11 protein-coding genes are annotated in these 11,943 nt (G+C 63.4%); 4 read left to right on the top strand and 7 right to left on the bottom strand.

Translation table 11 applies throughout. The features are described from left to right. Window positions 1–100 precede the first annotated feature (100 nt). From cimA to X265_RS24300, 3 genes are all read right to left on the bottom strand, one after another. A complete protein-coding gene (gene cimA, locus X265_RS24290) occupies window positions 101–1,699 on the bottom strand; it encodes a citramalate synthase (RefSeq protein WP_128967092.1) in 1,599 nt (532 codons plus the stop codon). Next, window positions 1,696–2,187 carry a GNAT family N-acetyltransferase gene (locus X265_RS24295; RefSeq protein ID WP_164938763.1) on the bottom strand — a complete coding sequence of 164 codons (492 nt, stop codon included), beginning with the start codon at window positions 2,185–2,187 and terminating at the stop codon, window positions 1,696–1,698. The genes cimA and X265_RS24295 overlap by 4 nt, the downstream gene beginning before the upstream one ends. Before the next feature lie 115 nt (window positions 2,188–2,302). Further along, the gene (locus tag X265_RS24300; protein ID WP_244659290.1) at window positions 2,303–3,967 is read right to left on the bottom strand and encodes a cysteine--tRNA ligase; all 1,665 of its coding nucleotides are present in this window, start codon (window positions 3,965–3,967) and stop codon (window positions 2,303–2,305) included. 292 nt (window positions 3,968–4,259) lie between these two features. Here X265_RS24300 and X265_RS24305 point away from each other — a divergent pair, with 292 nt between their 5' ends. Both X265_RS24305 and X265_RS24310 read left to right on the top strand, forming a co-directional pair. After that, entirely contained in the window at window positions 4,260–4,565 is a 306-nt protein-coding gene (locus X265_RS24305; RefSeq protein WP_128967094.1) for a hypothetical protein, read from the top strand. A 130-nt stretch (window positions 4,566–4,695) separates the two neighbouring features. After that, entirely contained in the window at window positions 4,696–5,877 is a 1,182-nt protein-coding gene (locus X265_RS24310; protein ID WP_128967095.1) for a DUF2865 domain-containing protein, read from the top strand. 59 nt (window positions 5,878–5,936) lie between these two features. Here the strand turns inward: X265_RS24310 and X265_RS24315 are convergent, their stop codons facing one another. The 3 genes from X265_RS24315 to X265_RS24325 form a co-directional block, all read right to left on the bottom strand. Continuing rightward, window positions 5,937–7,694 carry an NAD+ synthase gene (locus X265_RS24315; RefSeq protein ID WP_128967096.1) on the bottom strand — a complete coding sequence of 586 codons (1,758 nt, stop codon included), beginning with the start codon at window positions 7,692–7,694 and terminating at the stop codon, window positions 5,937–5,939. Between the two features lie 232 nt (window positions 7,695–7,926). Continuing rightward, window positions 7,927–8,280 carry a diacylglycerol kinase gene (locus tag X265_RS24320; RefSeq protein ID WP_128967097.1) on the bottom strand — a complete coding sequence of 118 codons (354 nt, stop codon included), beginning with the start codon at window positions 8,278–8,280 and terminating at the stop codon, window positions 7,927–7,929. A gap of 4 nt (window positions 8,281–8,284) precedes the next feature. After that, the gene (locus X265_RS24325; protein WP_128967099.1) at window positions 8,285–9,673 is read right to left on the bottom strand and encodes a class II 3-deoxy-7-phosphoheptulonate synthase; all 1,389 of its coding nucleotides are present in this window, start codon (window positions 9,671–9,673) and stop codon (window positions 8,285–8,287) included. A 183-nt stretch (window positions 9,674–9,856) separates the two neighbouring features. Between X265_RS24325 and X265_RS24330 the strand changes: the two genes are divergently transcribed. Both X265_RS24330 and X265_RS24335 read left to right on the top strand, forming a co-directional pair. Further along, window positions 9,857–10,753 carry an alpha/beta hydrolase family protein gene (locus tag X265_RS24330; RefSeq protein ID WP_128967100.1) on the top strand — a complete coding sequence of 299 codons (897 nt, stop codon included), beginning with the start codon at window positions 9,857–9,859 and terminating at the stop codon, window positions 10,751–10,753. A 127-nt stretch (window positions 10,754–10,880) separates the two neighbouring features. Beyond that, window positions 10,881–11,669 carry a COG4705 family protein gene (locus tag X265_RS24335; protein ID WP_128967101.1) on the top strand — a complete coding sequence of 263 codons (789 nt, stop codon included), beginning with the start codon at window positions 10,881–10,883 and terminating at the stop codon, window positions 11,667–11,669. Here the strand turns inward: X265_RS24335 and X265_RS24340 are convergent. After that, window positions 11,666–11,929 (bottom strand): hypothetical protein, encoded by a 264-nt coding sequence (locus tag X265_RS24340; protein WP_128967102.1) that lies wholly within the window; start codon window positions 11,927–11,929, stop codon window positions 11,666–11,668. The genes X265_RS24335 and X265_RS24340 overlap by 4 nt on opposite strands. Window positions 11,930–11,943 lie beyond the last annotated feature (14 nt).

Consider the following 11,943-nt stretch of genomic DNA (forward strand, 5'->3'; position numbering starts at 1 on the left):
TGACCGGGCGATCCAGTACTCCGAGGCGCCGCGGCGTTCCGGAGAAGCCCCGGCGTACTGGATACCCCGCTTCCGCGGGGTATGACAGCCGTCGTGGGGCTCACGCCGGCGCGCCTGATTTCACCAGCTTGTAGATCACCGAATCCATCAGCGCCTGGAACGAGGCGTCGATGATGTTCGGGGACACGCCGACCGTGGTCCAGCGGTCGCCGTTCTCGTCCTCGCTCTCGATCAGGACGCGCGTGACCGCGCCGGTGCCTCCATTGAGGATACGGACGCGGTAGTCGATCAGCGTCAGCCCCTCGATATATTTCTGGTATTTTCCGAGGTCCTTGCGCAAGGCAACGTCGAGTGCGTTGACGGGGCCGTTGCCTTCGGCGGCCGAGATCAGGTGCTCGCCGGCGACATCGACCTTGACCACGGCCAGCGCTACGGTGACCCGCTCGCCGAGCGCGTTGTAGCGCTGCTCGACATTGACGTCGAACTGCTCGACCTCGAAATAATGCGGCACCTTGCCGAGCGTGCGGCGCGCCAGCAGATCGAACGAGGCGTTGGCGGATTCATACGCGTAGCCTTGCGCCTCCCTCGCCTTCAGCTCCTCGACCAGCCGCGTCAGCTTGGGATCGCTCTTGTCGTAGGCGATGCCGGCGCGGTCGAGCTCGGCGATGACGTTGGAGCGGCCGGCCTGGTCGGACACCAGCACTTTGCGGTGATTGCCGACCAGCTCAGGCAGGATGTGCTCATAGGTTTGCGGATCCTTCATCACCGCGGAGGCGTGAATGCCCGTTTTGGTGACGAACGCGCTCTCGCCGACATAGGCCGCATGCCGGTTCGGCACGCGATTGAGCATGTCGTCCAGCGTGCGCGAGACCTTGACCAGCGTCGCCAGCCTCGAAGGCGTGACCGAGATCTCGAAAGCGTCCGAAAACTCCTTCTTCAATTTCAGCGTCGGGATCAGCGAGCAGAGATTGGCGTTGCCGCAGCGTTCGCCGAGGCCGTTGAGCGTGCCCTGGATCTGCCGCACACCGGCGCGCACCGCGGCGAGCGAATTCGCCACCGCCTGCTCGGTGTCGTTATGGGCGTGGATGCCGACGTGATCGCCGGGGATGTGTTTTGTCACCTCGGTGACGATGGTCTCGATCTCATCCGGCATGGTGCCGCCGTTGGTGTCGCACAACACCACCCAACGCGCGCCGGCGTCATAGGCGGCCTTGGCGCAGGCGAGCGCAAAATCCGCATCCTCCTTGTAGCCGTCGAAAAAATGTTCGCAATCGAGCATGACCTCGCGGCCGGCCACTTTTGCCGCCGCGACGCTGTCGCGGATCGAGGCGAGGTTCTCTTCCTTCGTCGTCTCGAGCGCCACGCGCACCTGATAGGCCGAGGATTTCGCCACGAAGCAGATCGCATCGGCCTTGGCTTCCAACAGCCCGGCGACACCAGGATCGTTGGAGACCGAGCGCCCTGCCCGCCGGGTCATGCCGAAGGCGGTGAAGCGCGCATGGTTGAGCTTTGGCTTGCTGCCGAAAAATTCGGTGTCGAGCGGGTTGGCGCCGGGATAGCCGCCCTCGACATAGTCGATGCCGAGATCGTCGAGCATGCCGGCGATGATCTGCTTGTCTGCAAGCGTGAAATCAACGCCATTGGTCTGCGCGCCGTCGCGCAGCGTGGTGTCGAACAGATAGAGGCGCTCCTTGCTCATTGCGCAGCTCCAAGCGTCTTCTTCATCGTGGTGTTGGCGAGCCATTCGTCATTCATGGTGACGCTGTTGCGCTGCTGGGCCGTATAGCCACGCCTGGCGAAGAAGCTCTGCGCGGTATCGCTGGCATCGACCGTGAGAGCCGTCGCACCGCGGCCGCCGGCGAGCTTCTCCAGCGCATCCACGAGCATGGTCGCGATGCCCTGCCGGCCGACGGCCGGATGCACATAGAGCATGCGGATGTGATCGGTGCCGCGCAGCGAGGCGAAGCCGACCGGCGAGCCGTCCAGCGTCGCGATCAGCGTCAGGTCGGACGCGAGCCGCTTGCCGAACTCCTCGGTCACGGCCGCCGCCATCCAGGCCTCCTGCTGTGCCTCGCTGTAATCGTCGCCGGTCAGTTCCTGGATGCTGGCGGCGAAGATCGCGGCGAGCATCGGAACGTCGACAGGCAGGAACGGCCGAAGTGCGGGCTTGGGGTGCGCTTGCGCCATCGCCTTCACCACATCCCGTAGAGTTTCAGCACAATCGCCACGGCAGCGCCGAGCAGCAGGATCTTCAGCGCGATGTAATAGAGCCAGTGCCGCGGAAACGGCGTGTCGGGCCGGGTCATCGCGCAACCTCCCATGTTGTCAATGGTTCGCCTTGCGTACCCTTACTGTCTTTTAGAACGAACCCCATCGCCAATGCTTCACCGCGCAGACGATCGGATTCTAGGAAATCCTTCCGAGAGCGCGCCGCCAAGCGCCTCTCGATTAGCTCGTTCAGCGTCCGAAAATCTTCCAGCGTTCGTTTGGTCGAAGAAAGATCGCCCAGCTTTACTCCAGGTCCGGCATACTTAGATCTCTCTTCATAATCGGCAGAGAGCTTTCTCATGTTTTCCGCATGCTTGCTTTGAAGGCTAGCGAACAAACCGATCGCCTTATCAAAGATTTCCGCCGATCGCGCAGGATCTGGGACAAGACCCATGAACACGAGATTGCCCAACAGTTCCGTACGCTTCACCTGAGAATCCGCACTCTTTGCAAGATGCGAGATCAATTGAATTGCTTCCGCCGAATTTAGATCGTCGGCTAAGGCTTCAATAAGTTGCGGTGAGGGAGGCGTGTGCAGGTCCGTTACCGGAAGGTCTGCAACCAATCGCATCCAGCTTGTTAGAAGGTCATCGGCGGCTTTCAGCCTAGCCACCGTCCAATCAATAGGTTGACGATAGTGCGTCATCAGCATCGCTAATCTAAGAACAGGACCGTCCCAAGAACGATTTCCAAATGAACGACCTTCGAGCAACTCGTGGATGGTGAAGAAATTGCCGAGGCTCTTCGACATCTTCTCGCCCTCGACCTGCAGGAAGCCATTGTGCATCCAGAAATTCGCCATGGCTCTAGTGCCATGCGCGCAGCGCGATTGCGCAATTTCGTTCTCATGATGCGGGAAGATGAGATCGAGTCCACCGCCGTGGATATCAAAAATCTCACCTAGGTAGGCCGCTGACATGGCCGAGCACTCAATATGCCAACCCGGCCTTCCATGAATGGCAACGACAGGTGAGTTTAGTTGAAGTCTGGCGGCGTTTTCGGGAGAGATCCTGAACTCAGTATAATAGCCACTCTTCGGGTTGGGCCTGAATTCGCCCTGCCAACCGGGATCTCTCGATCCAGACTCCTTCCAAAGGACAAAGTCCTCCGCATTCATTTTATGAGAATCTACGGCAACGCGAGCTCCAGGGATTTGCTCCTCCAGCTTACGCTTTGAAAGAGCGCCGTAGTCCGACATTGAGCTTACGTCGAACAGAATCTCCCTTCCTTCGTTGCCTAAAGTGAGATAGGCGTGGTCGCGGTCGAGAAGCTCTTGAACCAAGCTCTTCATGTCTGCCCGGCCATCGCTGCGCGGTAGCACGAACTCCGTTGCGCGGGGTTGATGAGTCGGGGCCAAGCAGCCAAGGGCCTCTGCATCGGCCTGAAACTGACTTGCGGTTGTCTCCGTTACCTTGCGTATCGCATCGTTGAGCGGCAGGTTCGGATAATCGTGCAACGCCCGCGCGTTGATCTTGTCATCCACGTCCGTGATGTTGCGAACATACGTGACGTGCTTCTCACCGTAGATGTGACGCAGCAGCCGAAACAGTACGTCGAATACGATCACCGGACGCGCGTTGCCGATATGCGCAAAATCGTAGACCGTAGGTCCGCAGACATACATGCGGACATTGGCTGGATCGATCGGCTCGAACCGCCGCTTCTCCCGGCTCAACGTATCGTAAAGGTGCAATTCCATGACAACCCATCCCTCTCGGCCGGGCGTCCAGTGCTCTCAATGTGTCTTGAGAAAAGACGGCTCCAGCCAGCGAATCGCTAGCTCGTAATCTCGCGGCAAATAATGCAGATGGCGAGGAGACCGTTCATGAGGCGACATATGGGCCATGAGGCTGGCTTCCGTCAAGGGAGCCGCGAAATCGCCGCTTTATGTCCGCAAAGCGCCGGCCGCCCGCGCAGATGGTTCATCATCGTTAACCATTTGAGCCCATTCTGGAACCGGCGGTTCCCGGTTTTTGCCCCAAGGTGTTTTCATGCGATCCTTGCTCGCGCTCATTTCCTGCGCCTCCATCCTCGCGGCCTCCAGCGCCTTCGCCGAGACCCGCGTCTTCATCATCGCCAACCAGGCCGAGGGCTACGGCGTCGACCAATGCCTGGCCAAAGGCGAGAAATGCGGCGCCCAGATCGCCCACACCTATTGCCAATCACGACAGTTTGCGCAGGCATCGAGCTACCGCCGGGTCGATCCCGACGAAATTACCGGCTCTGTCCCCAAATCCGGCGCAAACTGCTCCCATGGCCATTGCGACGAATATGTCGCAATCACCTGCCAGCGCTGAATTCGCTCGGAACTGGCGGACCTTAGGACCCACCTTCGGCCCCTGAAACGACGTGACGATGCCGCAGGAAGCGGCTAATGGAGGGCGCGCTTCGGCCCCCCAGATCACGCCCGGCCGTGACCTCGCTAGAATGGCGGATATGCCTGAATTTTTCTCTCTGTCCCGTCCACGCTCCCTGCTTGCCTGCACCGTGCTTCTCAGCGTCGTGCTCGCCGCCGACGCCTTGGCCCAGGCCGGCCCGCCCGGACCGCCTCCGCCCGTCCAGGGCGGGCTCGGGCCGAACCCGATGTGCGTGCGGCTGGAAGGACAGCTCGCCGCGCTCGACCGCGGCACGAACGGTGATCCCGCCCGCGAGGACCAGATCCGCCGCTACCAGGATTCCCAGAGCCGCCAGCAGGCCGAGCTCGACCGCGTCACCATGCAGGCCAAGCGCATGGGCTGCGATTCCACCGGCTTCTTCTCGCTGTTCAACGGCCAGTCGGCGCAATGCGGTCCGGTCAACACCCAGATCCAGCAGATGCGCGCCAATCTGGACCAGATCAACGGCAGCCTCGAACGCCTGCGCAGCGGCGGTCCCGGCGGCGGCAGCCCCGAACGCGACAGCCAGCGCCGCTCGGTGCTGATTGCGCTCGCGCAGAACAATTGCGGCCCGCAATACGCCAATGCCGTGCAGTCGCAGGGCGGCAACTTCCTGACCAACCTGTTCGGTGGCGGCAACAACCCGAACAACCCGCCGCCGGGCGCGCCACCTGCCGATTTCGGCGGCCCGCAATCCGGCACCTATCGCACCGTGTGCGTGCGCACCTGCGACGGCGCCTATTTCCCGATCTCGTTTGCGACCGTGCCGGCGCGCTTCCCTGATGACGAGAGAACCTGCAAGGCGCTGTGCCCGGCGGCCGAAGCCGTGCTCTACGCACACCGCAACCCCGGCGAGGACATGAACTCCGCGGTCTCCATCAGCGGCCAGCCCTATACGGCGCTGCCGACCGCGTTCAAATTCCGCAGCGAGTTCAACCCGTCCTGCTCCTGCAAGGCGGCGGGCCAGAGCTGGGCCGACGCGCTGAAATCGGCCGACGACAAGGCCGCCGTCGAGCAGCAGGGCGACATCATCGTCACCGAGGAGAGCGCCAAAAAAATGCAGCAGCGGCAGCTCACCAAGGGCGCGCCGGCGAATGGAAAGAAGGGTGCAGCTCCTGCGCCGGCCACCGCCGCAGCACCGACGGCGCCCCCTGCAGATGCCAGCCCCACCACCACATCCGAGAACAAGCCGATCCGCTCGGTCGGCCCGCAGTTCTTGCCGCAACAGAAGTAGCTCCGGCTGCACTGTGAGTTCGTGGTCCACCTCTCCCTTTGGGAGAGGTAAGCAACAACTCACCCCTCGAACGCGTCGATCGAGGCCTTGCTGCCGCGCGAGACCAGCGTCTCGTCGGGCGCGGGCAATGTCTCGCCGCGATCGCGGAAGCGGTTGGTGATGGGATAACGGCGATCGCGGCCGAAATTTTTCCGCGTCACCTTCACGCCGGGCGCGGCCTGGCGGCGCTTGTATTCGGCGACATTGAGGAGATGGTCGATGCGGGTCACGGTCTCGCGGTCGAAGCCGGCAGCAATGATCCGGTCGAGCGGCTCCTCGCGCTCGACCAGACGCGCCAGGATCGCATCCAGCACGTCGTAAGGCGGCAATGAATCCTGATCGGTCTGGTTGTCGCGTAATTCCGCCGACGGCGGACGCGTGATGATGTCGGGCGGGATCACCTCGCCCGCGGGTCCGAGCGCGCCGTCGGGCTTCCAGCTGTTGCGCAGCGCCGCCAGGCGGAACACCTGCGTCTTGTAGATGTCCTTGATCGGATTGAAGCCGCCGTTCATGTCGCCATAGAGCGTGGCATAGCCGACCGACATCTCCGACTTGTTGCCCGTCGTCACCACCATCAGCCCGATCTTGTTGGAGATCGCCATCAAGAGCGTGCCGCGGGTGCGCGCCTGGAGGTTCTCCTCGGTGATATCAGGCGGCAGGTTCTTGAAGAGGCCGGACAGGATGGTCTCGAAGCCGGTCACGGCTTCCGCGATCGGCAGCACCTCGTAGCGGATGCCGAGATGGCCGGCGAGCTCGCCGGCGTCGGCAATGGAATGCGCCGCGGTGTAGCGATACGGCAGCATCACGCCGTGCACCTGATCGGCGCCCAGCGCATCGACCGCGATCGCCGCGCACAGCGCCGAGTCGATGCCGCCGGAGATGCCGAGCAGCACGCCGGGAAAACCGTTCTTGCCGACATAGTCGCGCAAGCCCAGCACGCAAGCGGCGTAGTCGGCGCGGTCGCCTTCGGGCTGCTCCGCGATCGGACCGGTGCAGCGCCAATCGCCGCCGGTCCTCGTGAAGCGCAGCGTGGTGATGCTTTCCGCGAATGCCGGCAGTTGCGCCGCGAGCGAGAGATCGCCGTTGAGCGCGAACGAGGCACCGTCGAACACGAGTTCGTCCTGGCCGCAGACCTGGTTGAGATAGATCAGCGGCAGGCCGCTTTCGGTCACCCGCGCAACCGCCACCGACAGACGCACATCGTTCTTGTCGCGGGCATAGGGCGAGCCGTTCGGCACCAGAATGATCTCGGCGCCGGTCTCGGCCAGCGTCTCGACCACGTTCTCGTAGTCCTCGGACTCTTCCAGCCAGATGTCCTCGCAAATCGGCACGCCGATCCGCACGCCGCGCACGGTGACGGGACCCGCGGCAGGCCCGCGCGAGAACAGACGTTTCTCGTCGAACACGCCGTAGTTCGGCAGATTGCATTTGAAGCGAAGCGCGGCGATACGCCCGCCATCGAGCAGCGCGCAGGCATTGTAGAGCTTGCCGTCCTCGACCCAGGGCGTGCCGACCAGCATCGCCGGGCCGCCGTCGGCGGTCTCGCGCGCCAGCGCTTCGATGGCGGCGCGGCAGGCGGCCTGGAAGGCCGGCTTCTGCACCAGATCTTCGGGCGGATAGCCGGCGATGAACAATTCCGGAAATAGCACGAGATCGGCGCCATCGGCGATCGCACGCGCGCGCGCCGAGCGAACCTTGGCGGCATTGCCCTCGATGTCGCCCACGGTCGGATTGAGCTGGGCGAGCGTGACTGCAAATGCGTTGAGACGTTCGGTCATGGCGCTCTCGCTGTCACCTCTCCCGAAGGGAGAGGTCGGATTGCATCTGGCGATGCGAAGCATCGTCCAGAGCAATCCGGGTGAGGGGTTACGGTTTCGCGTGGGATCCACACCCCCTCACCCGCTTTGCGTTCGACGATGCTCCGCATCGCGAGACGCAAATCGACCTCTCCCCGTTGGGGAGAGGTGAAGGAACGTCGAACGCCCATGCGCAATGGATATTCTCCGCGCTTTAGAGAAATCCCAATCGCTCGGTGATGGCGATGATCCAGAACGCGCCGGCCATCAGCAGCGCAACGCCGACCGCGGCCGAGCCCATGTCCTTGACCCGGCCGATCTGCTTGTCGTGATCCATGGTGAGGCGGTCGGCGAGCTTCTCGATCGCGGTGTTGAGCAGCTCGACCACCAGCACGAAGGCGACCGCACAGACCAGCTCGACCGCGCGCATCGCGGTCGCCGCGACGAGCCACGCCACCGGCAGCGACAGGATCAGCGCAAATATCTCCTCGCGGACGGCCTGCTCCGAGCGGAACGCAAAGGCCAGACCGTTGCGGGAATTGATCGTGGCCTTCCAGATGCGCAGCAAGGTCTCAGAGCCCCGCTGCGGTCGGCATCGGCCGGACCTTGCCGGCGCGTTCCTGCTTCAGCAGTTCGGCGATCAGGAAGGCCATATCAATGGATTGCTCGGCGTTGAGGCGGGGATCGCAGACCGTGTGGTAGCGGTCGTTGAGATCCTCGTCCGTGATGGCGCGGGCGCCGCCGATGCATTCGGTGACGTCCTGGCCGGTCATCTCCAGATGCACGCCGCCGGCATGGGTGCCTTCCGCCGCATGGATCGTGAAGAACGACTTCACCTCCGACAGCACGCGGTCGAACGGCCGCGTCTTGTAGCCCGTGGTCGACGTAATGGTGTTGCCGTGCATCGGATCGCACGACCAGACCACCACCCTGCCCTCGCGCTTCACCGCGCGGATCAGGCCCGGCAGATGATCGGCAACCTTGTCGGAGCCGAAGCGGTTGATCAGCGTCAGCCGGCCCGGCTCATTGTCGGGATTGAGCACGTCGATCAGCTTCAACAGCTCGTCGGGTTTGAGCGACGGGCCGCACTTCAGGCCGATCGGGTTCTTGATGCCGCGGAAATATTCGACATGGCCGTGATCGAGCTGGCGGGTGCGGTCGCCGATCCAGATCATGTGGCCCGAGGTCGCGTACCAGTCGCCGGTAGTGGAATCGACGCGGGTCAGGGCCTGCTCGTAACCGAGCAGCAGCGCCTCATGGCTGGTGTAGAAATCGGTGGCGCGCAGCTCGGGATGGCTCTCCAGATCGAGGCCGCAGGCGCGCATGAAATTGAGCGCGTCCGAGATGCGATCGGCCAATTCCTTGTAGCGGCGGGACTGCGGACTATCATTCAGGAAGCCGAGCATCCACTGATGCACGCTGCCGAGATTGGCGAAACCGCCGGTCGCGAAGGCGCGGAGCAGGTTCAGCGTCGCAGCCGACTGGCGATAGGCCATCAGCTGGCGCTGCGGATCCGGCACGCGCGCTTCCTTGGTAAAGGCGATGTCGTTGACGATGTCGCCGCGATAGCTCGGCAGTTCGACGCCATTGACCTTCTCGGTCGGCGAGGACCGCGGCTTGGCGAACTGGCCGGCGATGCGGCCGACCTTCACCACCGGCACCGCGCCGGCATAGGTCAGCACCACCGCCATCTGCAGCAGCACGCGGAAGAAGTCGCGGATGTTGTTGGCGCCATGCTCGGCAAAGCTCTCGGCACAGTCGCCGCCCTGGAGCAGGAAGGCCTCGCCGGCCGCGACACGGGCCAGCGCCTTCTTCAGATTGCGCGCCTCGCCGGCAAACACCAGCGGCGGAAAGGTTGCCAGCTGCGCCTCGACGTCGGCCAAAGCCTTGGCGTCGGGATAGTCGGGCACCTGTAGCACCGGCTTGCTGCGCCAGGACTCGGGCGTCCACCGCTCGGACATCGCAATCTCTCCGTGAAGCAAAAAAGTGCAACCTGATCTGTGGGTTGCGAGGGCCGCCTTATACACAGGCTGGCACGACACCGCCAGTTGTAAATCCGTTTTGCATTGCAAACCCTTGCAGGAAAAGCTGAATTCGCATTTGCTAGAGGTCGCCTGAGGAAACCGGCAAGACAGCTTCCATCCATGGATGCGCCACTGGACGACGTTTTCATCGACGAGATCAGCTTGCCGGCGACCGACGGTTATGCGCTGGCCGGCACCCTGTTCCTGCCGCGCGGCACCAAGCGACATGCCGTGCTGATCAATTCGGCGACCGCCGTCCCACGAAAGATCTATCGCGGCTTCGCCTCCTACCTCGCCCATCGCGGCTGCGCGGTGCTCACTTACGATTATCGCGGCATCGGCGACTCCCGCTTGCCGGCCATGGTCGGCTACAACAGGCCGAAATCGCTGGTCGGCTTCAAGGCTTCGATGTCGGACTGGGCCGCGCAGGACGTCACCGCCGCGGTGCGCTGGATGCGCGAGCGCTACAGCACCCTGCCGCTGGCCTATGTCGGCCACTCCTATGGCGGCCAGGCGCTCGGGTTGATCGAAAACAACAGCGAGATCTCGCGCGCCGCGTTCGTCGCCTCGCAGGCCGCGACCTGGCGGCTGATGACGTCGCCGGAGAAATACCGCGTCTTCGCCTTCATGAACCTCATCGGCGTTCCGCTCACCCACGCGCTCGGTTACGCACCGGGCTGGGCCGGCATCGGCGAGGATCTGCCCAAGGGCGTGTTCCTGCAATGGGCGGATTGGGTCTCGAGCCCGCGCTATCTGTTCGATTCCAAACTGCCGGCGCTGGAGAATTTTGCAAAGTTCAAGGGCGAGCTGCGCGCGCTCTGCTTCTCCGACGATCCCTGGGCGACGCGGCCGGCTGTCGAGTTGCTGACATCAGGCTTCACGTCGATCAAGCCGGAGGTGCTCGACGTCAAACCGTCAGACGTCGGCGCCAAGGCGATCGGCCATTTCGGTTTCTTCCGCCCCGAGCACCGCGACACGCTGTGGCGCGGCGTGGCGGAATGGATCCAGGGGGAGTGAGCGTCACGCCTTGTTGAAGGAAGTCGCCTTCTTCACGTCACCGATCCCATGAAACTGATCTCAGCCGTTACCGTTTGCCAACTGCACACCGTCGGCAACGCGATTGATCGCGCGCGGCGAGGAGATCATGCAAGATTCCAGCGAGAGCGCCCTCTTCAGCGAAAGCAAGGTCCCCGAAGTCACGCTCGGCTTCTGGATCATCAAGATCGCCGGCACGACACTGGGCGAGACCGGCGGCGATACGGTCACGATGACGCTGAACTGGGGTTATCTCGCAGGCACATGCCTGTTCCTGGCGGCCATGGTCGTCCTTGTCGCCGCGCAAATCCGTGCGCGGAGATTCCACCCGGCGCTGTATTGGGCGACCATCGTGGCCTCGACCACCTTCGGCACGACGATGGCCGATTTCGCCGACCGCTCGCTCGGCATCGGCTATACCGGCGGATCCACGCTGCTCCTCACCTGCCTCGTGCTGGTGCTCGGCCTCTGGTATCGCACGGAAGGAACAATCTCGGTCAACAGCGTCAGCAGCCCGCGGGCCGAAGCGTTCTATTGGGGCGCGATCACGTTTTCACAGACGCTCGGCACCGCACTCGGCGACTGGATCGCTGACACCGGCGACCTGGGCTATCGTGGTGGCGCGCTGATCTTTGCAGCGGGGCTCGCCGTCGTCGCAGCGCTGTATGTCTGGACCCGCGTCTCACGCGTGACGCTGTTCTGGGCCGCGTTCATCCTGACGCGTCCGCTGGGCGCCACCGTCGGCGACTTCCTCGACAAGCCGCTCGACCAAGGCGGCCTGGCCTTGAGCCGGCCGCTGGCTTCCGCCGTGATCGCCGCGTTCATGGTGGCCTGCCTCTTGCTGATCCCGCAACGCGCGGGTCAACATCCCCGCGAACATGCGGCCGGGCGCGCTTAGCGGATGATCGTCGTCAGCGATGAATAGCGCTTGTTCGGCTTGGCCTCGGCCGCCGAGAACTGCGCGAAGGCGTCACTGACGCGCTTTGCGGGCGGCGTATCGCCAGCGAAGCGGAATTCCTGCGGCTTCGGTGCATAGAAGCTGGCGCTGTAATAGGAATCGTCGAAGCGCGCCTCGCCGACCCCGAACAATGCGTCGCAAACGAACAGGAGCGCGTAGACCCCCGCGACCGCTGCGATGACCTCCTTGAGAACTGACATGATGTTGCCCTGCC

This window comes from Bradyrhizobium guangdongense (genome assembly GCF_004114975.1).
Classification (GTDB): domain Bacteria; phylum Pseudomonadota; class Alphaproteobacteria; order Rhizobiales; family Xanthobacteraceae; genus Bradyrhizobium; species Bradyrhizobium guangdongense.